The sequence below is a fragment of the Pseudomonas sp. PDM18 genome (assembly GCF_014852585.1).
Lineage (GTDB): Bacteria > Pseudomonadota > Gammaproteobacteria > Pseudomonadales > Pseudomonadaceae > Pseudomonas.
Map to the genome: position 1 here is coordinate 216,419 of NZ_JACVBX010000004.1, position 22,207 is coordinate 238,625.

At 65.4% G+C, this 22,207-nt stretch carries 23 protein-coding genes; 21 read left to right on the forward strand and 2 right to left on the reverse strand.

The features are described 5' to 3' along the window. The first annotated feature begins 63 nt into the window (after positions 1 to 63). The 15 genes from flhA to IB274_RS11105 all read left to right on the forward strand — a co-directional run bounded on the left by flhA (position 64) and on the right by IB274_RS11105 (position 15,211). Positions 64 to 2,187 carry a flagellar biosynthesis protein FlhA gene (gene flhA, locus IB274_RS11035; RefSeq protein WP_192431957.1) on the forward strand — a complete coding sequence of 708 codons (2,124 nt, stop codon included), beginning with the start codon at positions 64 to 66 and terminating at the stop codon, positions 2,185 to 2,187. Positions 2,188 to 2,202: 15 nt separating this feature from the next. Beyond that, positions 2,203 to 3,513, forward strand: coding sequence for a flagellar biosynthesis protein FlhF (gene flhF, locus IB274_RS11040; RefSeq protein ID WP_192431958.1), 1,311 nt, complete (start codon positions 2,203 to 2,205; stop codon positions 3,511 to 3,513). A gap of 164 nt (positions 3,514 to 3,677) precedes the next feature. Next, positions 3,678 to 4,505 (forward strand): flagellar synthesis regulator FleN, encoded by an 828-nt coding sequence (gene fleN, locus IB274_RS11045; protein WP_017520297.1) that lies wholly within the window; start codon positions 3,678 to 3,680, stop codon positions 4,503 to 4,505. Further along, entirely contained in the window at positions 4,502 to 5,251 is a 750-nt protein-coding gene (fliA, locus tag IB274_RS11050) for an RNA polymerase sigma factor FliA (RefSeq protein ID WP_045212057.1), read from the forward strand. Before fleN ends, fliA begins: the two co-directional genes overlap by 4 nt. A gap of 197 nt (positions 5,252 to 5,448) precedes the next feature. After that, positions 5,449 to 5,823 carry a chemotaxis response regulator CheY gene (locus tag IB274_RS11055; RefSeq protein ID WP_085988857.1) on the forward strand — a complete coding sequence of 125 codons (375 nt, stop codon included), beginning with the start codon at positions 5,449 to 5,451 and terminating at the stop codon, positions 5,821 to 5,823. A gap of 18 nt (positions 5,824 to 5,841) precedes the next feature. Further along, entirely contained in the window at positions 5,842 to 6,624 is a 783-nt protein-coding gene (locus tag IB274_RS11060; protein ID WP_192431959.1) for a protein phosphatase CheZ, read from the forward strand. Between the two features lie 31 nt (positions 6,625 to 6,655). Then, positions 6,656 to 8,875 (forward strand): chemotaxis protein CheA, encoded by a 2,220-nt coding sequence (locus tag IB274_RS11065; RefSeq protein WP_192431960.1) that lies wholly within the window; start codon positions 6,656 to 6,658, stop codon positions 8,873 to 8,875. A gap of 72 nt (positions 8,876 to 8,947) precedes the next feature. Further along, positions 8,948 to 10,066 carry a protein-glutamate methylesterase/protein-glutamine glutaminase gene (locus IB274_RS11070; RefSeq protein WP_192431961.1) on the forward strand — a complete coding sequence of 373 codons (1,119 nt, stop codon included), beginning with the start codon at positions 8,948 to 8,950 and terminating at the stop codon, positions 10,064 to 10,066. Further along, a complete protein-coding gene (locus IB274_RS11075) occupies positions 10,066 to 10,806 on the forward strand; it encodes a flagellar motor protein (RefSeq protein WP_192431962.1) in 741 nt (246 codons plus the stop codon). The genes IB274_RS11070 and IB274_RS11075 overlap by 1 nt, the downstream gene beginning before the upstream one ends. Before the next feature lie 16 nt (positions 10,807 to 10,822). Then, complete coding sequence (motD, locus tag IB274_RS11080; protein ID WP_192431963.1) at positions 10,823 to 11,704, forward strand: flagellar motor protein MotD; 882 nt, start codon at positions 10,823 to 10,825, stop codon at positions 11,702 to 11,704. Positions 11,705 to 11,753: 49 nt separating this feature from the next. Beyond that, a complete protein-coding gene (locus IB274_RS11085) occupies positions 11,754 to 12,542 on the forward strand; it encodes a ParA family protein (protein ID WP_045212042.1) in 789 nt (262 codons plus the stop codon). Positions 12,543 to 12,639: 97 nt separating this feature from the next. Further along, positions 12,640 to 13,599, forward strand: coding sequence for a CheW domain-containing protein (locus IB274_RS11090; RefSeq protein ID WP_192431964.1), 960 nt, complete (start codon positions 12,640 to 12,642; stop codon positions 13,597 to 13,599). Between the two features lie 73 nt (positions 13,600 to 13,672). Beyond that, a complete protein-coding gene (locus IB274_RS11095; protein ID WP_015476565.1) occupies positions 13,673 to 14,152 on the forward strand; it encodes a chemotaxis protein CheW in 480 nt (159 codons plus the stop codon). A 49-nt stretch (positions 14,153 to 14,201) separates the two neighbouring features. Further along, entirely contained in the window at positions 14,202 to 14,561 is a 360-nt protein-coding gene (locus IB274_RS11100; RefSeq protein WP_167523289.1) for a DUF2802 domain-containing protein, read from the forward strand. 152 nt (positions 14,562 to 14,713) lie between these two features. Beyond that, the gene (locus IB274_RS11105) at positions 14,714 to 15,211 is read left to right on the forward strand and encodes a hypothetical protein (protein WP_225614806.1); all 498 of its coding nucleotides are present in this window, start codon (positions 14,714 to 14,716) and stop codon (positions 15,209 to 15,211) included. A gap of 6 nt (positions 15,212 to 15,217) precedes the next feature. On the opposite strand, the gene IB274_RS11110 is transcribed toward IB274_RS11105, so the two are convergent. Both IB274_RS11110 and IB274_RS11115 read right to left on the reverse strand, forming a co-directional pair. Further along, positions 15,218 to 15,559 (reverse strand): EscU/YscU/HrcU family type III secretion system export apparatus switch protein, encoded by a 342-nt coding sequence (locus IB274_RS11110; RefSeq protein ID WP_192431965.1) that lies wholly within the window; start codon positions 15,557 to 15,559, stop codon positions 15,218 to 15,220. Continuing rightward, on the reverse strand, positions 15,556 to 17,166 hold the full coding sequence (locus tag IB274_RS11115; protein WP_192431966.1) for a flagellar hook-length control protein FliK: 1,611 nt from the start codon (positions 17,164 to 17,166) through the stop codon (positions 15,556 to 15,558). Before IB274_RS11115 ends, IB274_RS11110 begins: the two co-directional genes overlap by 4 nt. A gap of 271 nt (positions 17,167 to 17,437) precedes the next feature. On the opposite strand from IB274_RS11115, the gene ccmA reads away from it, so the two are divergent. From ccmA to IB274_RS11145, 6 genes are all read left to right on the forward strand, one after another. Continuing rightward, complete coding sequence (gene ccmA, locus IB274_RS11120; protein ID WP_192431967.1) at positions 17,438 to 18,094, forward strand: cytochrome c biogenesis heme-transporting ATPase CcmA; 657 nt, start codon at positions 17,438 to 17,440, stop codon at positions 18,092 to 18,094. Continuing rightward, positions 18,091 to 18,762 (forward strand): heme exporter protein CcmB, encoded by a 672-nt coding sequence (gene ccmB, locus IB274_RS11125; RefSeq protein WP_017520311.1) that lies wholly within the window; start codon positions 18,091 to 18,093, stop codon positions 18,760 to 18,762. The genes ccmA and ccmB overlap by 4 nt, the downstream gene beginning before the upstream one ends. Positions 18,763 to 18,828: 66 nt before the next feature. Continuing rightward, complete coding sequence (locus tag IB274_RS11130) at positions 18,829 to 19,575, forward strand: heme ABC transporter permease (RefSeq protein ID WP_088416741.1); 747 nt, start codon at positions 18,829 to 18,831, stop codon at positions 19,573 to 19,575. Next, the gene (gene ccmD, locus IB274_RS11135) at positions 19,572 to 19,748 is read left to right on the forward strand and encodes a heme exporter protein CcmD (protein WP_192431968.1); all 177 of its coding nucleotides are present in this window, start codon (positions 19,572 to 19,574) and stop codon (positions 19,746 to 19,748) included. Before IB274_RS11130 ends, ccmD begins: the two co-directional genes overlap by 4 nt. After that, positions 19,745 to 20,230, forward strand: a complete 486-nt coding sequence (gene ccmE, locus IB274_RS11140; protein ID WP_192431969.1) for a cytochrome c maturation protein CcmE — start codon at positions 19,745 to 19,747, stop codon at positions 20,228 to 20,230. Before ccmD ends, ccmE begins: the two co-directional genes overlap by 4 nt. A gap of 1 nt (position 20,231) precedes the next feature. Further along, the gene (locus tag IB274_RS11145) at positions 20,232 to 22,205 is read left to right on the forward strand and encodes a heme lyase CcmF/NrfE family subunit (RefSeq protein WP_192431970.1); all 1,974 of its coding nucleotides are present in this window, start codon (positions 20,232 to 20,234) and stop codon (positions 22,203 to 22,205) included. Positions 22,206 to 22,207 lie beyond the last annotated feature (2 nt).

A 22,207-nucleotide genomic window follows, 5' to 3' on the forward strand; every position in this document is an offset into this window, starting at 1 on the left:
GGTTGGGCGTCAAAAGTTTGTTCCGGTGGCCGCCTCGGTCACCAACGCGCAGGGGAAATTCGGGTGGATCGTACGCAACTGATCGGCACTGTTCGCAGCAATTTGGTAGGGCTCAGCCGGGGCAACCTCGGCGTGCCGCTGCTGTTGCTCGCCATGCTGGCGATGATGACCCTGCCCATCCCGCCGTTCCTGCTGGATGTGCTGTTTACCTTCAACATCGCCCTGTCCATCGTCGTGCTGCTGGTCAGCGTGTACGCCCTGCGCCCACTGGACTTCGCCGTGTTCCCGACCATCCTGCTGGTCGCCACCCTGCTGCGCCTGGCGCTGAACGTCGCGTCCACCCGCGTCGTGCTGTTGCACGGCCACGACGGCCACGCGGCTGCGGGTAAGGTGATCCAGGCCTTCGGCGAGGTGGTGATCGGCGGCAACTACGTCGTCGGTATCGTGGTCTTCGCGATCCTCATGATCATCAACTTCGTGGTGGTCACCAAGGGTGCCGGGCGTATCTCCGAGGTGAGCGCGCGCTTCACCCTCGACGCCATGCCCGGCAAGCAGATGGCCATCGACGCCGACCTCAACGCCGGCCTGATCGAGCAGGCGGAAGCCAAGAAGCGCCGCGCCGAAGTGGCCCAGGAAGCCGACTTCTACGGCTCGATGGACGGTGCCAGCAAGTTCGTCCGCGGGGACGCCGTTGCCGGCCTGCTGATCCTCTTCATCAACCTCATCGGTGGCGTGGCCATCGGCATGATCCAGCACTCGATGAGCTTCGGCGACGCCGGCAAGGTCTACGCCCTGCTGACCATCGGTGACGGCCTGGTGGCGCAGTTGCCTTCGCTGCTGCTGTCCACCGCCGCCGCGATCATGGTGACCCGTGTCTCCAGCTCCGAAGACATGGGCCAGCAGGTCAACCGTCAGATGTTCGCCTCGCCCAAGGCGTTGGCGATCTCTGCCGCCATCCTGATCGCCATGGGCCTGGTCCCCGGCATGCCGCACGTCTCCTTCGTCGGCCTGGGCGCTCTGGCCGCTGGTGGCGCGTACCTGATCTGGCATCGCCAGCGCCAGGCCAGCCAGAAGGCCGAGCAGGAAGCCCAGACCCAGCAGGAACTGCTGCCCGCCCAGCGCGCCGAGCAGACCAAGGAACTGGGCTGGGACGACGTGACCCCGGTGGACATGGTCGGCCTGGAAGTGGGCTACCGCCTGATTCCGCTGGTGGACCGCAACCAGGGCGGCCAGCTGCTGGCGCGGATCAAGGGTGTGCGCAAGAAGCTGTCCCAGGACCTGGGCTTCCTGATGCCCTCGGTGCATATCCGCGACAACCTCGACCTGCTGCCCAACGCCTATCGTTTGACGCTCATGGGCGTCAGCGTGGCGGAAGCCGAGATCTACCCGGACCGCGACCTGGCGATCAACCCTGGCCAGGTGTTCGGCACCCTCAACGGCATCGCCGGCAAGGACCCGGCCTTCGGCCTGGAAGCCGTGTGGATCGAGGCCTCGCAGCGTGATCAGGCGCAATCGCTGGGCTACACCGTGGTCGATGCCAGCACCGTGGTCGCCACCCACCTCAACCAGGTGCTGCACAAGCATGCCCACGAGTTGCTGGGTCACGAGGAGGTCCAGCAACTGATGCAACTGCTGGCCAAGAGCTCGCCCAAGCTTGCCGAAGAGTTGGTGCCGGGGATGATTTCCCTGTCGACACTGCTCAAGGTCCTTCAGGCGCTGTTGCAGGAACAAGTACCCGTACGTGACATCCGTACCATCGCCGAAGCTATCGCCAACGTGGCGGTGAAGAGTCAAGATCCCGCCGCGATGGTGGCGGCGGTTCGCGTGGCGCTGTCCCGCGCAATCGTGCAAACCATTGTGGGACTAGAGCCGGAGCTGCCTGTGATCACTCTGGAACCCAGGTTGGAACAGATATTGCTCAATAGTCTTCAGAAGGCCGGACAAGGCTCCGAAGACGGCATGTTGCTGGAGCCCGGAATGGCCGAAAAGCTGCAACGCTCGATGGTTGAAGCGGCGCAGCGTCAGGAGATGCTCGGCAAGCCGGCGATTCTGCTGGTGGCAGGTCCCATCCGCGCGATGATGTCGCGATTCGCCCGGATGGCGGTTCCCACCATGAATGTGCTGGCTTACCAGGAAATCCCCGACAACAAACAAGTCACGATTGTCGCCACTGTTGGGCAGAATTGACCGAGGTCCCAGACCATGCAGGTAAAACGCTTCTTCGCCGCTGATATGCGTCAGGCCATGAAACTGGTCCGTGACGAGCTGGGCCCGGACGCTTCGATCATCGGCAGTCGCCGTGTCGCCGGCGGCGTAGAGCTGACCGCGGCGCTGGATTACCAAGCCCCGGTGGCAGCCAGCAAGCCGAACCCGGCGCTGGAAGCCGAGCTGCGCAAGACCCAGGCGAAGATCGCCCAGGCCAAGGCTGACCTGTCGGCTCCGAGCCGCGCCAGCGATAGCGTGCGCGGCGACCGTCAAATGTACGGCACCGAGAAGCCCCGCCGCAGCGCTGCCGAAACCCTGGCCGCCGCCATGGACGCACCGGTCGCCCCGGCACCGGCCGCCGTCGGCCAGCAGGCGCTGGAAGCCATGCGCTTCGAGCTCAACGGCCTGCGCGAGCTGATCGAGGTGCAGCTTGGTTCGATCGCCTGGAACCAGTTGCAGAACCAGCGCCCTAAACAGGCCGGCCTGTGGCGTCGCCTGCAGCGCATGGGGTTGCCGGCTGACCTGTCGCGCAACCTGCTGGAGCGCGTGGCGTCCATCGCCGACCCGAAGCAGGCCTGGCGCATGCTGCTGGCGCACCTGGCGCGCTCGATCAATACCCCGGAAATCGACCTGCTGGAGCAGGGCGGTGTGGTCGCGCTGGTCGGCCCGGCCGGCATGGGCAAGACCACCACCCTGGCCAAGCTGGCGGCCCGCTACGTATTAAAGTACGGCGCGCAGAGCATCGCCCTGGTGTCCATGGACAGCTTCCGCATCGGTGCGCAGGAACAGATCAAGACGCTGGGCCGCATCCTCAACGTGCCGGTGACCCTGGTCGATCCGGGCCAGTCCCTGATCCAGGCCATGGCGCCGCTGGCGCGCAAGCGCCTGGTGCTGATCGATACCGCAGGCCTGCCCGCCAACGATCCGGCGCTGCGCATGCAGCTCGAAGCGCTGTCGTCGCTGAGCCTGAACGTGAAGAACTACCTCGTGCTGGCCGCGACCAGCCAGAGCCAGGTGCTCAAATCCGCTTGGCAGAACTATCGTTCCTGTGGGCTGGCCGGGTGCATCCTGACCAAGCTGGACGAAGCGGGAAGCCTCGGCGAAGCTCTGGCTCTGGCTATCAGCCAGCATCTACCGGTAGCCTATCTGGCTGACGGGCCGAAGATCCCGGACGACCTGCATGTGGCACGCGCGCACCAGCTGGTCAGCCGCGCAGTGAGCCTGCAGTCGCCCGAAGAGCCTTGCGAGGATGCCATGGCGGACATGTTCGCCGGCCTTTACCAACAGCCGGTGCGTCGCGCCAGCTGAAGATTGTGAGCCCCGGGTGGGGCGTGGGGTGGCCGGTTGAGCCGCCCAAGCGATGCGGATGCTCTGCAAGACGATCCGCGAGCGCCGGAGGCGGTAGAGCACTGCAGCCGGATTAGCCGAAACGCCAGAAGCGTGACGGTCGAACGACGAGACAAGGTATTGATATGGGTATGCATCCCGTTCAGGTAATCGCAGTCACCGGCGGCAAGGGTGGCGTGGGCAAGACCAACGTGTCGGTGAACCTGTCGCTGGCGCTGGCCGATCTCGGCCGCCGCGTCATGCTGCTGGACGCCGACCTGGGCCTGGCCAACGTCGACGTGCTGCTTGGACTGTCGCCCAAGCGCACACTGGCCGACGTCATCGAAGGTGAATGCGACCTGCGTGACGTGATTCTCCAGGGGCCTGGCGGCATTCGCATCGTCCCGGCGGCCTCAGGCACCCAGAGCATGGTGCACCTCACACCGATGCAGCACGCCGGTCTGATCCAGGCGTTCAGCGACATCAGCGACAACATCGACGTGCTGGTGGTGGACACCGCCGCCGGCATCGGCGACTCGGTGGTGAGCTTCGTCCGTGCCGCCCAGGAAGTGCTGCTGGTCGTTTGTGATGAACCCACGTCGATCACCGATGCCTACGCTTTGATCAAGCTGCTCAACCGCGACTACGGCATGACCCGTTTCCGCGTGCTGGCGAACATGGCCCACAGCCCCCAGGAAGGCCGCAACCTGTTCGCCAAGCTGACCAAGGTCACCGACCGTTTCCTCGACGTGGCGCTGCAGTACGTCGGCGCCATTCCCTACGACGAGTCGGTGCGCAAGGCCGTGCAGAAGCAGCGTTCGGTGTATGAGGCGTTCCCGCGCAGCAAGGCTTCCCTGGCCTTCCGTGCGGTGGCGCAGAAGGTCGACAGCTGGCCGCTGCCGGCCAACCCAAGAGGGCACCTGGAGTTCTTCGTCGAGCGCCTGGTGCAACATCCCACGGGTTCGGCCGTATGACCGCGGCCTCCGGAGCGCGTATGTACAGCAAGGCACAGGCGCACAACTCCCAGGAACTGCTGATCCAGAAACACGCCCCGCTGGTGAAGCGCATTGCCTACCACCTGCTCGGCCGCCTGCCGGCCAGCGTGCAGGTGGAGGACCTGATGCAGGCCGGCATGATCGGCCTGCTGGAGGCGGCGAAGAAATACGACCAGGGCAAGGGCGCGAGCTTCGAAACCTACGCCGGCATCCGCATCCGCGGCGCCATGCTCGACGAGGTGCGCAAGGGCGACTGGGCCCCGCGTTCGGTCCACCGCAACACCCGCATGGTCAGCGACGCGATCCGCGCTGTCGAAGCGCGCACCGGACGAGACGCTAAAGATCAGGAGGTTGCTGCCGAACTCAATATGAGCCTCGAAGATTATTACGGCATCCTCAGCGACACCCAGGGCAGCCGTCTGTACAGCTTCGATGACATGTTGCAGGACGGTGACCAGGGCGGCGGCTTTGCCGAAGATGCCTCGCACCACGACAACGAGCCGTCCCATGGGCTGGAAGACGAGCGTTTCCAGGCGGCCCTGGCCGACGCCATCACCAAGCTGCCCGAGCGCGAGCGACTGGTGCTGGCCCTGTACTACGACGAGGAGCTCAACCTCAAGGAGATCGGCGAAGTGCTGGGCGTCAGCGAATCCCGTGTCAGCCAGCTGCACAGCCAGTGCGCCGCGCGCCTGCGGTCGCGACTGGCGGAGTGGCGCGCTCGCTGAGCATCGGGTAGTTTCGCGTCGGCTGCTTCTGAGAGGCAGTGCTGAAGGGATTTTCCTTAGGCAAGTTATAGGCTTACGAATTTTGGGGTGACGTTCCTTTGACGCGCCCATAGCTAAGAGCGCACGACGCTCGATGAATTGACGGCACGCCCGCCAGGGCGCGTTTGGTATCGATGGAGGCAGGTTTGGACAAGAACATGAAAATTCTCATCGTGGACGACTTTTCCACGATGAGGCGCATCATCAAGAACCTCCTGCGGGATCTGGGGTTCACCAACACCGCAGAAGCCGACGACGGCACCACTGCGCTGCCGATGCTGCACAGCGGCAACTTCGACTTCCTCGTCACCGACTGGAACATGCCCGGCATGACCGGCATCGATCTGCTGCGCGCGGTCCGCGCCGACGAGCGCCTGAAGCACCTGCCGGTACTGATGGTCACCGCCGAAGCCAAGCGCGACCAGATCATCGAAGCGGCCCAGGCCGGGGTCAACGGCTATGTGGTCAAGCCTTTCACCGCTCAGGTGTTGAAAGAAAAGATCGAGAAGATTTTCGAGCGGGTCGGCAGCTGAAGCTGACAAGAGGGCGTCATGGATTTCAACGAATCCGCGGGTGACTTCGAGTCGACCCTGAAAAAACACGCGCGCGAATTGGTCGAGTGCCTTGAGCGCGGCGACGTTCAGACTGCGGTGCAGCTGATCTCCGAGCTCAACCAGGCGCGTGACCGCGGCCTCTACCAGGAGGTCGGCAAGCTCACCCGCGAGCTGCACAACGCCATCGTCAACTTCCAGATCGACCCCAGCTCTCCGCGCGCCCAGGAAGTCTCGCAGATTGCCGACGCCACTGATCGCCTGTCCTATGTGGTGACGATGACCGAGAAAGCGGCCAATCGGACCATGGACCTGGTGGAAGAGTGCACCCCGGTGGTCATGCACATCGAGACCCAGGCCAAGGAGCTGCAGGAAGACTGGTCGCGTTTCATGCGTCGCGAGCTGGGCCCCGAGGCCTTCCGTGACCTGGCCAAGCGTGTCGAGCAGTTCCTCTACATCAGCGCTCAGGACAGCCGCAAGCTCTCCGCGCACCTGAACGACATCCTGCTCGCGCAGGACTTCCAGGACCTCACCGGGCAAGTGATCAAGCGCGTCACCAAGCTGGTGACCGAGGTCGAGTCAAACCTGGTGAAGCTTGTCTGGATGGCGGGGCAGGTCGATCGCTACGCCGGCATCGAGCATGACCACGAGAGCATGCGCGATGCGGTGGAAAAAGAAAGATCGTCCAAGGGTGAAGGTCCGCAGATTGCTGCCGATACAAGAAAGGACGTCGTATCCGGTCAGGACGATGTCGATGATCTGTTGTCCAGCCTTGGTTTTTAAGCGTCCGCTGACGCTGTAGAGGGAGCACCGAATGAGCTTCGACGCCGATGACGAAATCCTCCAGGACTTCCTGGTGGAGGCCGGCGAGATTCTCGAGCTACTGTCCGAACAACTGGTCGAGCTGGAAAGCCGCCCGGATGACATGGACCTGCTCAACGCAATCTTCCGTGGGTTCCATACCGTCAAAGGTGGTGCCGGCTTCCTCCAGCTGAATGCGCTGGTGGAGTGCTGCCACATCGCCGAGAACGTGTTCGACATGCTGCGCAAGGGCGAACGCCGCGTGGATGCCGAACTGATGGACGTGATGCTGCAGGCGCTGGATACCGTCAACGTCATGTTCCAGCAGGTACGTGACGCTGAGGAGCCGACGCCGGCGACTCCCGAGCTGCTGGCCGCGCTGTCGCGCCTGGCTGATCCGCACGCCGCTCCTGCCGAAGCTCCCGCTGCGGCTGTCGCCGAGCCTGTCGTGGAAGAAGCTCCCGCCGCTACCGCCGCTTATGGCGACATCACCGACGCCGAGTTCGAACAGCTGATGGATGCCCTCGAGCCTGCGGCCGAGGCGCCTGCCGCGCCGGTTGGCAGCGGCGGCGACGACATTACCGACGACGAATTCGAAGCACTGCTCGACCAGTTGCATGGCAAGGGCCAGTTCAGCGCTGCTGCCAAGGAGCCCGTCAGCGCGGCTCCGGCTCCGGTCGCCGAGACGCCGGCCGCCGGTGCTGGCGACGAGATCAGCGACGACGAGTTCGAAGCGCTGCTCGACCAACTGCACGGCAAGGGCCAGTTCACTGGAGCGAAGGAAGAAGCCCCTGCTCCCGTCGAGGCTGTTGCTGAAACCAAGCCCGAGGAAGCTCCAGCTGCCGGCGGCGACGACAACATCACCGACGACGAATTCGAGAAGCTGCTCGACGAGCTTCACGGCAAGGGCCAGTTCACTGGTGCTAAGGAAGAGCCGGTCGCGGCCGCCAAGCCCGCTACGGCCGTGCCCGCTGCCAAACCCGCTGCCGCTCCAGCGCCGACCGCTGCCGCCAAGCTTGCGCCGGCCAAGCCCGCCGCTGCGGCTGCGGAGAAGCCGGCCAACGAAGCAGAAACCACCGTGCGCGTGGACACCGCCCGCCTGGACGAGATCATGAACATGGTCGGCGAACTGGTGCTGGTGCGTAACCGCCTGGTGCGTCTGGGGCTGAACAGTGGCGACGAGGCGATGGCCAAGGCCGTCTCCAACCTCGACGTGGTCACCGCCGACCTGCAGTCGTCGGTCATGAAGACCCGCATGCAGCCGATCAAGAAAGTCTTCGGCCGCTTCCCGCGCCAGGTCCGCGATCTGGCGCGCAACCTCAAGAAAGAGATCAACCTCGAGCTGATCGGCGAAGAGACCGACCTGGACAAGAACCTGGTCGAGGCCCTGGCCGACCCGCTGGTGCACCTGGTACGCAACGCGGTGGACCACGGCATCGAGGGCCCCGACGAGCGCGAGGCCGCCGGCAAGTCGCGTTCGGGCAAGGTGGTGCTGTCCGCCGAGCAGGAAGGCGACCACATCCTGCTGTCGATCTCCGACGACGGCAAAGGCATGGACCCGGACATCCTGCGCGCCAAGGCCGTGGAGAAGGGCCTGCTGGACAAGGACGCGGCCGATCGCCTGTCCGAGTCCGACTGCTACAACCTGATCTTCGCGCCGGGCTTCTCGACCAAGACCGAGATTTCCGACGTGTCCGGCCGCGGCGTCGGCATGGACGTGGTGAAGACCAAGATTTCCCAGCTCAACGGCATCATCAACATCTACTCGACCAAGGGCCAGGGCTCGAAGATCGTCATCAAGGTCCCGCTGACCCTGGCGATCATGCCGACCCTGATGGTGATGCTGGGCAACCAGGCCTTCGCCTTCCCGCTGGTCAACGTCAACGAGATATTCCACCTCGACCTGTCGAACACCAACGTGGTCGACGGTCAGGAAGTGGTGATCGTCCGCGACAAGGCCCTGCCGTTGTTCTACCTCAAGCGCTGGCTGGTGCCGGGCGCGCAGTATGACGAGCCGGGCGAGGGCCACGTGGTGATCCTCTCCGTGGGCACCCAGCGCATCGGCTTCGTGGTCGACCAGTTGGTGGGCCAGGAAGAAGTAGTGATCAAGCCGCTGGGCAAGATGCTACAGGGCACGCCGGGCATGGCCGGGGCGACCATTACCGGAGACGGGCGCATCGCGCTGATCCTCGACGTGCCGAGCATGCTCAAGCGCTACGCCCGTCGTATCTGACCGCCATGGGCGGGACGTGGGACGACCCCGCGCCCGCCCGTGTGATGGAAGAAGTTTTTTTCAGGAGTGTCTATGGCTGTCAAAGTCCTGGTGGTGGACGATTCGGGGTTCTTCCGCCGCCGCGTCTCGGAGATTCTTTCGGCTGACCCGCAGATCCAGGTGGTCGGCACGGCAACCAACGGCCGGGAGGCGATCGATCAGGCGCTGGCGCTCAAGCCCGACGTGATCACCATGGACTACGAGATGCCACTGATGGATGGCATCACTGCCGTGCGGACCATCATGCAGCGCTGCCCGACGCCGGTCCTGATGTTCTCCTCGCTGACCCACGAGGGCGCGCGGGTGACCCTGGACGCGCTGGACGCCGGCGCCGTCGATTACCTGCCGAAGAATTTCGAGGACATCTCGCGCAACCCGGACAAGGTCCGCCAACTGCTGTGCGAGAAGGTCCACACCATCGCCAAGAGCAACCGCCGCTTCGCCGCGTACTCTTCGTACTCGTCGAGCCCGGCCGCACCGGCTTCGGCTCCCGCTGCCGGCACCGCGCGCCCGGCCGCTCCCGCCTCGTCGGGCGCCAGCCACGCGCCGGCCGCTCCGACTCCGGCGACTTCTGCCGCCCCAAAGCGTAAGCCCTACCGGCTGGTAGCCATCGGCACTTCGACCGGTGGGCCGGTGGCGCTGCAGCGGGTCCTGACCCAGCTGCCTGCCAACTTCCCCGCGCCGCTGGTGCTGATCCAGCACATGCCGGCGGCCTTCACCAAGGCTTTCGCCGAGCGCTTGGACAAGCTGTGCAAGATCACCGTCAAGGAAGCCGAGGATGGCGACCTCCTGCGTCCCGGTGTGGCCCTGCTCGCGCCCGGCGGCAAGCAGATGATGGTCGACGCCCGTGGCGCGATCCGCATACTGCCCGGTGACGAGCGCCTGAACTACAAGCCTTGCGTTGACGTGACCTTCGGTTCCGCGTCCAAGGCCTACGGCGACAAGGTCCTGGCGGTGGTCCTCACTGGCATGGGCGCTGACGGCCGCGAAGGCGCGCGCATGCTCAAGCAGGGCGGTGCCCAGGTGTGGGCGCAGGATGAAGCCAGCTGCGTGATCTACGGCATGCCCATGGCGATCGCCAAGGCGGGCTTGGCCGACGCGGTGTACAGCCTGGACGACATCGGCCGCCACCTGACCGAGGCCTGCGGCTGATGGATGTCCTCAGCCTGGTCGGCCTGATCCTCGCGCTGGTTGCCATCATCGGTGGCAACTTCCTGGAGGGCGGACACGTCGGTGCCCTGGCCAACGGCCCGGCGGCACTGATCGTGGTGGGCGGCACCCTGGCCGCCGCGCTGCTGCAGACCCCGGTTGCGGTGCTCAAGCGCGCCCTGACCATGCTGCGCTGGATGGTCCTGCCGCCCAAGGTGGACCTGGTCGGCGGCATCAATCATGTGGTCGGCTGGAGCATGACTGCGCGCAAGGAAGGCCTGCTGGGCCTGGAAACCGTCGCCGACGCCGAGCGCGACCCCTACGCGCGCAAAGGCCTGCAACTGCTGGTGGACGGCACCGAGCCCGAGGCCATCCGCAGCATCCTCGAAGTCGACCTGTTCAACCAGGAAAGCCGCGACCTGGCGGCCGCCAAGGTCTTCGAGGCCATGGGGGGCTACTCGCCGACTATCGGTATCATCGGCGCGGTGATGGGGTTGATTCATGTGATGGGCAACCTCGCCGACCCCAGCCAGCTGGGCAGCGGGATCGCCGTCGCCTTCGTCGCCACCATCTACGGCGTGGGTCTGGCCAACCTGCTTCTGCTGCCCATCGGCAACAAGCTGAAAAGCATCGTGCTGCGCCAGTCCTGCTACCGCGAAATGCTCATGGAGGGTCTGCTGTCCATTGCCGAGGGCGAGAATCCCCGCTCCATCGAACTGAAGCTGCAAGGCTTCGTCGGCTGAAGGGGAGGGGATGCGCATGCCTCGCCGCAGACGTCATGAGGAACACGAGAATCATGAACGCTGGCTGGTGTCCTACGCGGACTTCATCACCCTGCTGTTCGCCTTCTTCGTGGTGATGTACTCGATCTCCTCGATCAACGAGGGCAAGTACAAGATCCTCTCGGAAACCCTGACCGGCGTATTCAACCAGCCGGACCGCTCGATCCGTCCGATCCCTGTTGGCGAGGAGCGCCCGCGCACCCAGCAGCCGGACCAGTCGCTCAACGAGCCGCAGGACGACGGCCAGACCCAGAGCAACCCCGATGCCTTGCAGCAGATCACCGACAGCGTGCGCCAGGCCTTCGGTGACCTGATCTCCACCAACCAGTTGTCGGTACGCGGCAACGAGTTCTGGATCGAGATCACCCTCAATTCCAGCCTGCTGTTCCCCAGCGGCGACGCGATTCCCAATGATGCCGCCTTCGCGATCATCGAGAAGGTCGCCAGGATTCTGGCGCCGTACCGCAACCCGGTGCACGTCGAAGGTTTCACCGACAACGTGCCGATCCATAATTCGCAGTACCCGACCAATTGGGAACTGTCCGCGGCCCGGGCCGCCAGCATCGTCCGCATGCTCGCTCAGGACGGCCTTGACGCCGGTCGGCTGGCGGCGGTGGGCTATGGCGAATTCCAGCCAGTGGCGGACAATGCCACGGCGGATGGCCGCGCACGCAACCGCCGGGTGGTGCTGGTAATCTCCCGCAACCTGGAGGTGCGCCGCAGCATCAGTGGAGTGGGCAGTGGCAAGGCGCAGCCGGATCCCGTGTTGCGGCATGCTGGCACGCAATCTGCACCAGTGATTGCCAGCGAGGCGCCCGGCAGTGGCGCCGTCAATTCTTCGTCATCGGCAGGGGACTGAACGAGATGAACACCCTGATCCGATCCACGGCCTGCGGGGAGCCAGCACTATGAAAGTCTGGGCGGTAGCCAACCAGAAAGGTGGCGTCGGCAAGACCACATCCTCGATCGCATTGGCAGGCCTGCTGGCGGATGCCGGCAAGCGCGTGCTGATCGTCGACCTGGACCCCCACGGCTCGATGACCAGCTACTTCGGCCATGACCCGGACACCCTGGAGCACAGCGTGTTCGACCTGTTCCTGCACCAGGGCAACGTGCCCGAGGGGCTGCCCGAATCGCTGCTGCTGCCCACCAGCCACGAGAACATCCGCCTGCTGCCGTCGAGCACCGCGCTGGCCACCCTGGAGCGCCAGTCGCCCGGGCAGAACGGCCTGGGCCTGGTGATTGCCAAGAGCCTGGCGCAGCTGTGGAACGAATTCGACTACGCGATCATCGACAGCCCGCCGCTGCTGGGCGTGCTGATGGTCAACGCCATGGCGGCCAGCCAGCACCTGGTGATCCCGGTGCAGACCGAATTCCTCGCCCTCAAGGGCCTGGAGCGCATGGTCAACACGTTGAAGATGGTCAACCGCTCGCGCAAGCAGGCGCTGCCGTTCACCATCGTGCCGACCCTGTTCGACCGCCGTACCCAGGCGTCGCTGGGCACCCTGCGGGTGCTGCGCGATACCTACCCGGAAACCCTCTGGCAGGCGTTCATCCCGGTGGATACCAAGCTGCGCGATGCCAGCCGCCTGGGCACGGTGCCCTCGCGCAACGACGGCAACAGCCGGGGCGTGATCGCCTACCGCGCGCTGCTGAAGCATCTGCTGGCCCATGTGCCGGCGAGCCAGGTAGCCTGAAGATGGCAGGCCTGAACAAAAGAATCCGACAGATGCGCTCAAGAGCGGCGCGTCCGCTGCCGATAGGCTGGACAGTCACCTTGCGCGGTTATCCATCATGAGTCGTTCCGCTACCGCCACTCGCCCCCAGCTCGCGCTGCAGTCCTACCTGGACGCACTGCTGCAGGAGGCCACTTTCGAAGACTTCGCTCCGGAACCGGTAGCGCAGCCTGTCGCCACGCCCGTCGCTCCGGCTCCGGTTGTTCCGGTCGCGCTGGTGGTCAGCGAGCCGGTCGTTCCGCTCACTGCCGAGCCCCAGGCTGCTGTCGCGCAGGCGCCGAAAGCCAGCGTCAGCCTCGACGAATTCGAAGCGGCCGTGCTCGAAGAGCAGGTCCGCGATGCACGCCTGAACGTGGCCACCCGTGCACCGGTTGCCCAGACTCCGGTGGCCGAACTGCGTCTGCCCGAGCCCGCAGCTCCAGTCATCGAAGCGCCCGTTGCCGATGCTCCCGTCGCCGACGAACCGCCGGCGCAACTGGGCCAGGTGATCGACCTGCACCAGCCCGGCAGCGCCGAGATGCCTGTCGCACCGCTCAAGCTGCTCGACGACGGTCGCCCGGTATGGGCCGCCGAGCCCTTCGAGTGCCTGCTGTTCGACGTCGCCGGATTGACCCTGGCCGTGCCGCTGGTTTGCCTGGGCTCCATTTATCCACTGGCGGGGCACGACCTGACCCCGCTGTTCGGCCAGCCCGACTGGTTCCTCGGCATCCTGCCGGGCCAGAACGGCAACCTGAAGGTACTCGACACCGCGCGCTGGGTGATGCCCGAGCGGTACCGCGACGATTACCGCGAGGGGCTGCAGTACGTGATTTCCGTGCAGGGTTACGAGTGGGGGCTGGCCGTGCATCAGGTCAGCCGCTCGGTGCGCCTGGACCCGTCCGAGGTGAAGTGGCGCAGCCAGCGCCAGCAACGCCCGTGGCTGGCCGGCACGGTGATCGACCAGATGTGCGCGCTGCTCGACGTCTCGGCCCTGGCCGAACTGATCGCCAGCGGCGCCACCAAGCGCATGCAGCCCTGAGGCTGCGCGCAAGCAGATTTGCAAGACAACCTCCACGCCGCAGGCGGCGTGGAACCAGAAGAGGCGAGGGGATATGAAGAAAACGTCAGCGCAAGGTGCCGAAGATCCGATTCTGCAGTGGGTCACCTTCCGCCTGGACAATGAGACCTACGGCATCAACGTGATGCAGGTCCAGGAAGTGCTGCGCTACACCGAGATCGCGCCGGTCCCGGGTGCCCCGAGTTACGTGCTGGGCATCATCAACCTGCGCGGCAACGTGGTCACCGTGATCGACACCCGCCAGCGCTTCGGCCTGGACCCGGCGCCGGTCTCGGACAACACCCGTATCGTCATCATCGAAGCCGACAAGCAGGTGGTGGGCATCCTGGTCGACAGCGTCGCCGAGGTCGTCTACTTGCGCCAGTCCGAGATCGAGACTGCGCCGAATGTCGGTAACGAGGAGTCGGCCAAGTTCATCCAGGGCGTCTGCAACAAGAATGGCGAACTGCTGATCCTGGTCGAGCTGGACAAGATGATGACCGAGGAAGAGTGGTCGGAGCTGGAGAGCATCTGAGGTGCTGATCGCTCTGGTTGTGCTTGGCATCGCCTGTGCGGGCCTCGCGATGGCCTGCGTCTGGCTGTCCGGTCGGCAGCGCGCCCAGGAAGCCCAGGCGGTGCAGCTGGCCAAGCAACTGGCGGTGTTCGAGCAGCGCTTGAAGGAACAGGGCAAGCGCATCGAGTCTTACCAGCAGATCAACATCCGCATGGGCGAAGAGCTGCGTGAGCTGAACAAGCAGGTCGCACCGCTGCCCGAGCGCCTGGTGCGCATCGAGCAGCGTGATCCCACCAGCCTGTCCTTCAGCCAGGCGGCACGTTTGGTCGGCATGGGCGCCAGCCCTGAAGACCTGACCCAGAGCTGTGGCTTGTCCCAGGCCGAAGCCGAACTGGTCGCCCGCCTGCATCAGGGCAAGGCGCGGGACTGAGCCCGCGTCGTCGCCTTATTTCGTGTTCCAGCCGTCTGTCGGGACTTCTCGTTAGTAGGAGTTTCACTACAGGCAATTAGGACTCGTCTGATAAGAATCGCGGCAATTCGTCGCTAAATTAGCCTCGTCAAAATTTTTTCGAGGCCATCGATATGGCGACCATTTCCCGTCGGGCCATGGTGCTGTGCTCGCACCCCGGCCGGCTGCTGAACTACAGCGTTTTGCTCAATCGCCTGGAGTTCTATCACCTGAGCCTCTGCCTGAACCTGGACGAAGTGCGAAAGGCGCTTGGCACCCGTCAGCGTTACAGCCTGTTCATCCATGACGACTTCCGTCCCGGCCCCAACGAGCTGATGAGCCTGAAGGCGCTGAGTCGGAGCAACACCTTCCGTCAGTTCCTGCTGGTGGGGAGCTACAGTGCGGAGGAGCGGCGCGGCCTGATGCAATGGGCCTGGGCCAATCGCGTCCCGCTACTGGATGTGCTGGAGAAGCCGATTTCCCTGGCGCAGTTGCGCGAGGTCACCGGCAGCATGGTGCTCTACCACAGCGAGGATGAGCAGCCGATCCGCAAGTCAGTGCGCGAGTTCAGTGACTTCGCCCCGGTTGGCGACCTTCCTCCTGCCCGCACCGGCTGCGAGTGCCGCGGCTGAGCAGGCTTACCGGCGCCGGGAATTGGGCCCTTCCAGCAGCAACGGCAGCGCGTCCGGCGGCGCTCCCGGCTTGTCGTTCAGCGGGCTCTTGCCCTTTAGATACCAAGCGAAGGCGATGATCTCGGCGATGGTGCGGTAGAGCGCCTCGGGAATCGCATCGCCCAGCTCCAGACGCGCCAGCAGGCGCACCAGCTCGCCGTTCTCGTAGATCGGCACCTCGTGGTGTCGGGCGATGGCGAGGATGGTTTCCGCCAGTTCATCGTCGCCCTTGGCGGTGAGCGTCGGTGCGCTCTGCCCGTCGTAGTTGAGCGCGATGGCCTGGCGCGGCGTTTTCCTGGGCTTCTTCATGCGGTCTCATCCACCCAGCGTTGCTCCACCGCTGTGCGCGCCCCCTGCGGCGGCTTGCCTTGGCGGCAACTCAGCTCAGCCACGCTGAGGCCCGCGTCGTTCAGGCGCTGGCGCAGGGTGCCGAGTTCGCCGTCGATCAGGCTGGCAGTGCTGGCGCGTTCGGCCCATAGCTGGGTGCCGATGCTGCCGTGGACCAGCGTGGCCTGGACCTGCAGCGGGCCGAGGCTGTCCAGGTCGAAGGCCAGGTCCACGCGCCAGAGCACTTCCCGCGGCTGTTGCTCGCGCTCACTCGCCGGGCTGTCTTTCTCTTCCTGCTGGATACGCACCTGGATCGGCACAATCTGCTGTTGATGGCGCAGCGGAATCTCCAACTGCCAGGTATTCAATACCGTGCCGTCGGGCAGCACGTCGCTCTGTGCCAGGCTGCCCAACTGGTGGGTCTGCAGGCGGGAGACCGCGGCGGCGGCCAGTTTGAGCAGCGACTCGAGGTCGCCTTCTTCTTCCAACTCATTGGCCAGCCGGCTGGGCAGCGGGAAGCTGACCGGTGGCGGTGTGCGCCCACTCGTCTGGCCTATCACGCCGAGCGCGTTACGCACGAACGCCGGCATGGCCTGTGCCAGATTGCTGGCGCCGGCCAGGGCGCTGCCCGGCAGGTTGCCGAGCACTGCGGCCGCCGTCCCGCCCTGGACAGTCGGCAGAATCTGCGCGATCAGCCGCAGCAGATTGGCCTTGAGGTCCTGGGGCAGACCCTCCGCCCCGCGTAGCAACTGTCCTTCGAGAAACGCGCCGCTTTGCTGGAAGGCCTGAGCGAGGCCCTTGGCATCGCTCAGCTGGCGGATGTCCGGGAGGGTGCCGAGCAGCTTGTCCACCGACTGGCGGAGTTCCGGGCTCATGTCCGGGTTGCTGCCGGCACCCTGCAGCGCCTTGAGCAGGCTGTCCAGCGGGCCCTGGCGGTTCTGCTGGGCGCCGAGTTGCAGGCTTAGGTCGAGCTGGTCCAGGCGGGCGTTCATCGGCAGGAATTGCAGGGCCTGCTGATCCTGCACGCGGGCACTGAGCAGGCTGTTGAGGGGGAGCGGGTTAGGCGATTCGATGCTCAGCTGGCGCCCGGCCAGCGGCGTGTTGAGCAGCGTCACAAGCACCTTGTAGACCACTTGCTCGGCCTTGCCGAGGGCGATCAACTGACTGGCATCCACCTTGCCCTGGATCAGCGTGCCCACCGGCAGCACGTCGAGGTCTAGGCTGCTAAGTGGCGCCTGGCTGGCGCCACCCAGACCGAGCGAACCGAGGCTCGGTTGCGTCAGCAGGGTCGCGGCGAGGCTGCTCTGGTTCAGCGTCGAAAGTTGCAAGGTGCTGCCCTTGGGTAGTGCCTGTGGGCTTTCCGCCACCACCAGGGCCTGCTGGCCGCTAGCCATGGTCAGGCGCAGCAGCAGCTGGAAATTCACCTGCCCGTCGCGTACCGCCAGCACTTCCGCATGGGCCTTGTTCCCCGGCGGCAGGAGGTCGCCGAGGCTCTGCGCAAGCTTGAGCGTCAGCTGGGCCGCGCTCTGCGCGTTGCGCAGCGACGGGGTAAGCGGTAGCGGACGGGAAGCGCCAATTTCACTCGGCATCGGAGACCTGCAGGCGACGTGACGGGGTTGCGCCCAGTGTATCGGCGGTGATTGTGCGCACTTTAGACCGTCCGGCGGCAGGAGGGCAGGGCGGTGGTTGCGCATAGACATAGCTCAAGGTGCGCTGATTTGACGTTACACCCTGTCGAAAAACCTGACGTCGGGCGTAGGAACGGCTGTGTATAATGCGCCGCCCGAGGCCGTGCTTGGCGGCCTGCGCGGTATGGCCGCGTTTTTGCACCACTGACTGTTTTCTGCCCGACGGTTGCCGATGCCCTTGACCCATCCCCTCCTCGAAACCGTGGCGCTCGCCTGCGAGCGGGACTGGCGCATGCTGTTCGAGCGTCTCGATTTGCGACTGGGCGCGGGCGAGATGCTACAGATCGTCGGCCCCAACGGCAGCGGCAAGACCAGCCTGCTGCGCCTGCTCAGCGGGCTGATGCAGCCTACCGCCGGCGAAGTGCTGCTCAACGGCAAGCCGCTGACCGAGCAGCGCCACGAACTGGCCCGCCTGCTGCTGTGGATTGGTCACGCCGCCGGCATCAAGGGCCTGCTCACCGCCGAAGAGAACCTCGCCTGGCTCTGCGCCCTGCACCAGCCGGCCAACCGGGATACCATCTGGCAGGCGCTGGAAGCCGTCGGCCTGCGCGGTTTCGAGGACGTTCCCTGCCACACCCTGTCCGCCGGCCAGCAACGCCGCGTGGCCCTGGCGCGCCTGTACCTGGACGCGCCGCCGCTGTGGATCCTCGACGAACCCTTCACCGCCCTGGACAAGCAGGGCGTGGCGCAGCTGGAAGAACACCTGGCCGGCCATTGCGAACGCGGTGGCCTCGTCGTGCTGACCACCCACCACACCCTGGAGCGCATGCCGCAAGGCTACCGCGCCCTCGACCTGGGCCAGCACGCACGGGAGGTGGCGGCGCGATGAGCAACGTCTTCACCCTGTTGCTCGCCCGCGAAGCGCGCCTGCTGTTCCGTCGTCCGGCGGAGCTGGCTAATCCTTTGGTGTTCTTCGCCATCGTCATCGCGCTGTTCCCACTGGCGGTCGGGCCCGAGTCGGAAATGCTCAAGAATCTCTCGCCGGGCCTGGTCTGGGTCGCGGCATTGCTAGCGGTGCTGCTGTCACTGGACGGTCTGTTCCGCAGCGATTTCGAGGATGGTTCCTTGGAACAGTGGGTCCTTTCGCCGCACCCCCTGCCACTACTGGTCCTGGCCAAAGTGCTGGCACACTGGCTGGTTTCAGGGCTGGCCCTGGTGCTGCTGTCGCCGCTGTTCGCTCTGATGCTGGGCCTGCCGGCGCGCTGCCTGCCGGACCTGCTGCTGTCGTTGCTGCTGGGTACTCCGATCCTGAGCCTGCTGGGCGCCGTGGGCGCGGCGCTCACCGTGGGTCTCAAACGCGGCGGCCTACTGCTGGCCCTGCTGATCCTGCCGCTCTACATTCCGGTGCTGATCCTGGGCAGCGGAGCGCTGCAGGCGTCGCTGCAGGGGCTGCCCACCGCCGGGCACCTGCTGTGGCTGGCCAGCCTGACGGCGTTAGCATTGACGCTGACGCCCTTTGCCATCGCCGCCGGGCTGAAGATCAGCGTCGGCGAGTGAACGAACGATCGCCGGGCTCTCGAAGCGGCACCGGCGGCAGACTAGAGCTTTGAATTACAGAGCCTGATGATGAACTGGACTTGGTTTCACAAGCTTGGCTCGCCCAAGTGGTTCTACGAGATCAGCGGACGCTGGATGCCCTGGTTCGCGGTCGCCGCGATCCTGCTGATGGTTGCCGGCACCGTCTGGGGCCTGGCCTTCGCGCCGCCGGACTACCAGCAGGGCAACAGCTTCCGGATCATCTATATCCATGTGCCGGCGGCGTTCCTCGCCCAGTCCTGCTACGTGATGCTGGCCGTGGCCGGCGCGGTCGGGCTGATCTGGAAGATGAAGATCGCCGACGTCGCCGTGCAGTGCGCTGCACCCATCGGCGCCTGGATGACCTTCGTCGCGCTGGTCACTGGCGCCATCTGGGGCAAGCCGACCTGGGGCGCCTGGTGGGTCTGGGACGCGCGCCTGACCTCGATGCTGATCCTGCTGTTCCTGTATTTCGGCATCATCGCCCTGGGCCAGGCCATCACCAACCGCGACAGCGCGGCCAAGGCCTGCGCGGTGCTGGCCATCGTCGGCGTGGTGAACATCCCGATCATCAAGTACTCGGTGGACTGGTGGAATACCCTGCACCAGCCGGCCACCTTCACCCTGACCGAGAAGCCGCCGATGCCGCCGGAGATGTGGATCCCGCTGCTGATGATGGTCGCCGGTTTCTACTGTTTCTTCGCCGTGGTGCTGATGATGCGCATGCGCCTGGAAGTGCTCAAGCGCGAAGCCCGCGCGAGCTGGGTCAAGGCCGAGGTGGAGCGCGCGCTATGAGTTTCGAGTCCTTTTCCGATTTCCTCGCCATGGGTCACCATGGCCCTTACGTGTGGTCCGCCTACGCCATCTGCCTGGTGGTCCTGGCGATCAACGTCGTCTCGCCGATCATGGCGCGCCGGCGTTACCTGCAAGAAGAGGCGCGTCGTCTGCGCCGGGAGGCCAGCAAGTGAATCCGGTCCGCAAGAAGCGTCTGTACATCGTTCTAGCCATCGTTGCTGGTGTCGGCGTTGCCGTCACCCTCGCGCTGTCGGCGCTGCAGGAAAACATCAACCTGTTCTACACCCCGACCCAGATCGCCAATGGCGAAGCCCCGCACGACACGCGCATCCGCGCCGGCGGCATGGTTGAGAAGGGCTCGCTCAAGCGTTCGGCGGACTCGCTGGACGTGGAATTCGTGGTCACCGACTTCGCCAAGGAAGTTACCGTGAAATACCGCGGCATCCTCCCGGACCTGTTCCGCGAAGGGCAGGGCATCGTCGCCCTGGGCAAGATCAACGAAGCCGGCGTGCTGACCGCCGATGAAGTGCTGGCCAAGCACGACGAGAAATACATGCCGCCGGAAGTCACCAAGGCGCTCAAGGACAGCGGCAAGCTGGAGCACTACGAAGCCAGCCAGAGCGGCAATGCCGCGCCGCAACAGGGGAGCAACTGACATGGTTCCTGAACTCGGTCACCTCTCGCTGATCCTCGCGCTGTGCATGGCGCTGGTGATGTCGTTCTTCCCGCTGGTCGGCGCCTGGCGCGGCGACCGCCAATGGATGAGCCTGGCGCGCCCGGCTGCCTGGGGGCAGTTCGCCTTCCTGCTGTTCTCCTTCGGCTGCCTGACCTGGGCCTTCCTCCACGATGATTTCTCGGTGGCCTACGTCGCCAGCAACTCCAACAGCGCGCTTCCCTGGTTCTACAAGTTCAGCGCCGTGTGGGGCGCCCACGAAGGTTCGCTCTTGCTGTGGGCGCTGATCCTCGGCGGCTGGACCTTCGCCGTGTCGGTGTTTTCCCGGCAGCTGCCGGAAGTGATGCTGGCCCGCGTGCTGGCCGTGATGGGCATGATCAGCACCGGCTTCCTGCTGTTCCTGATCATCACCTCCAACCCCTTCAGCCGCCTGCTGCCGCAGGTGCCGGCGGACGGCAATGACTTGAACCCGCTGCTGCAGGACCCGGGCCTGATCTTCCACCCGCCGATGCTCTACATGGGCTACGTGGGCTTCTCGGTGGCCTTCGCCTTCGCTATCGCCGCACTGCTCGGCGGCCGTCTCGACGCTGCCTGGGCGCGCTGGTCGCGTCCGTGGACCCTGGTGGCCTGGACCTTCCTCGGCGTCGGTATCGTGCTCGGCTCCTGGTGGGCCTACTACGAACTGGGCTGGGGCGGCTGGTGGTTCTGGGACCCGGTGGAAAACGCCTCCTTCATGCCCTGGCTGGTGGGCACCGCGCTGATCCACTCGCTGGCGGTGACCGAGAAGCGCGGCGTGTTCAAGAGCTGGACCGTGCTGCTGGCCATCGCGGCCTTCTCGCTGAGCCTGCTGGGCACCTTCCTGGTCCGCTCCGGCGTACTGACCTCGGTGCACGCCTTCGCCTCGGACCCCGAGCGCGGCGTGTTCATCCTCGCCTTCCTGCTGGTGGTGGTCGGTGGTTCACTGACGCTGTTCGCCCTGCGCGCGCCGGTGGTCAAGAGCCAGGTCGGCTTCGCCCTGTGGTCCCGCGAAACCCTGCTGCTGCTGAACAACCTGATCCTGGTGGTCACCGCCTCGATGATCCTGCTGGGCACCCTCTACCCGCTGGTGCTCGACGCCATCAGCGGCGCCAAGCTGTCGGTCGGCCCGCCGTACTTCAACGCGCTGTTCGTGCCGCTGATTGCCATCCTCATGCTGGCCCTGGCGGTCGGCGTGCTGGTGCGCTGGAAGGACACCCCGACCCGCTGGCTGCGCAACATGCTTACCCCGGTGCTGATCGGCACCGTGGTGCTGGGCGGTCTCGGCAGTTTCCTGTACGGCGAGCTGCACTGGGAAGTGCTGGCGGTGTTCATGCTGGCCGCCTGGGTCGTGCTGGCCGGTGTGCGTGACTTCTTCGACAAGGTCCGTCACAAGGGCGTGATCGCCGGTGCCGCGGGCCTGAACCGCAGCTACTGGGGCATGCAGCTGGCGCACTTCGGTATCGCCATCTGCGCCATCGGCGTGGTCCTCACCAGCCAGTTCAGTGCCCAGCGCGACCTGCGCATGGCGCCGGGCGAGTCGGTGGAGCTGGCCGGTTACCAGTTCCGCTTCGAGGGCACCCATCACTTCGAAGGGCCGAACTTCACCTCCGACAAGGGCACCATCCGCGTGACCCGCAACGGTTCCGAAGTCGCCACCCTGCACCCGGAAAAGCGCCTGTACAGCGTGCAGAACTCGATGATGACCGAGGCTGGCATCCACGGCAGCCTGACCCGCGACCTCTACGTCGCCCTGGGTGAGCCGCTGGACAACGGCGCCTGGGCCGTGCGCGTGCACATCAAGCCCTTCGTGCGCTTCATCTGGCTCGGTGGCCTGCTGATGGCCCTGGGCGGCGTGCTGGCGGCGCTGGATCGGCGCTACCGCCTGAAAGTGAAAACGCGTGTACGCGAGGCCCTGGGCCTCGCCGGACAGGGAGCCTGAGC

What these genes read in the sequence shown, in the direction of transcription:
- flhF (WP_192431958.1), top strand. Translation starts at nt 2,203, where the DNA reads ATGCAGGTAAAACGCTTCTTCGCCGCTGATATGCGTCAGGCCATGAAA.
- fleN (WP_017520297.1), top strand. Translation starts at nt 3,678, where the DNA reads ATGGGTATGCATCCCGTTCAGGTAATCGCAGTCACCGGCGGCAAGGGT.
- fliA (WP_045212057.1), top strand. Translation starts at nt 4,502, where the DNA reads ATGACCGCGGCCTCCGGAGCGCGTATGTACAGCAAGGCACAGGCGCAC.
- IB274_RS11055 (WP_085988857.1), top strand. Translation starts at nt 5,449, where the DNA reads ATGAAAATTCTCATCGTGGACGACTTTTCCACGATGAGGCGCATCATC.
- IB274_RS11060 (WP_192431959.1), top strand. Translation starts at nt 5,842, where the DNA reads ATGGATTTCAACGAATCCGCGGGTGACTTCGAGTCGACCCTGAAAAAA.
- IB274_RS11065 (WP_192431960.1), top strand. Translation starts at nt 6,656, where the DNA reads ATGAGCTTCGACGCCGATGACGAAATCCTCCAGGACTTCCTGGTGGAG.
- IB274_RS11070 (WP_192431961.1), top strand. Translation starts at nt 8,948, where the DNA reads ATGGCTGTCAAAGTCCTGGTGGTGGACGATTCGGGGTTCTTCCGCCGC.
- IB274_RS11075 (WP_192431962.1), top strand. Translation starts at nt 10,066, where the DNA reads ATGGATGTCCTCAGCCTGGTCGGCCTGATCCTCGCGCTGGTTGCCATC.
- motD (WP_192431963.1), top strand. Translation starts at nt 10,823, where the DNA reads ATGCCTCGCCGCAGACGTCATGAGGAACACGAGAATCATGAACGCTGG.
- IB274_RS11085 (WP_045212042.1), top strand. Translation starts at nt 11,754, where the DNA reads ATGAAAGTCTGGGCGGTAGCCAACCAGAAAGGTGGCGTCGGCAAGACC.
- IB274_RS11090 (WP_192431964.1), top strand. Translation starts at nt 12,640, where the DNA reads ATGAGTCGTTCCGCTACCGCCACTCGCCCCCAGCTCGCGCTGCAGTCC.
- IB274_RS11095 (WP_015476565.1), top strand. Translation starts at nt 13,673, where the DNA reads ATGAAGAAAACGTCAGCGCAAGGTGCCGAAGATCCGATTCTGCAGTGG.
- IB274_RS11100 (WP_167523289.1), top strand. Translation starts at nt 14,202, where the DNA reads ATGGCCTGCGTCTGGCTGTCCGGTCGGCAGCGCGCCCAGGAAGCCCAG.
- IB274_RS11105 (WP_225614806.1), top strand. Translation starts at nt 14,714, where the DNA reads ATGGCGACCATTTCCCGTCGGGCCATGGTGCTGTGCTCGCACCCCGGC.
- IB274_RS11110 (WP_192431965.1), bottom strand. Translation starts at nt 15,559, where the DNA reads ATGAAGAAGCCCAGGAAAACGCCGCGCCAGGCCATCGCGCTCAACTAC.
- IB274_RS11115 (WP_192431966.1), bottom strand. Translation starts at nt 17,166, where the DNA reads ATGCCGAGTGAAATTGGCGCTTCCCGTCCGCTACCGCTTACCCCGTCG.
- ccmA (WP_192431967.1), top strand. Translation starts at nt 17,438, where the DNA reads ATGCCCTTGACCCATCCCCTCCTCGAAACCGTGGCGCTCGCCTGCGAG.
- ccmB (WP_017520311.1), top strand. Translation starts at nt 18,091, where the DNA reads ATGAGCAACGTCTTCACCCTGTTGCTCGCCCGCGAAGCGCGCCTGCTG.
- IB274_RS11130 (WP_088416741.1), top strand. Translation starts at nt 18,829, where the DNA reads ATGATGAACTGGACTTGGTTTCACAAGCTTGGCTCGCCCAAGTGGTTC.
- ccmD (WP_192431968.1), top strand. Translation starts at nt 19,572, where the DNA reads ATGAGTTTCGAGTCCTTTTCCGATTTCCTCGCCATGGGTCACCATGGC.
- IB274_RS11145 (WP_192431970.1), top strand. Translation starts at nt 20,232, where the DNA reads ATGGTTCCTGAACTCGGTCACCTCTCGCTGATCCTCGCGCTGTGCATG.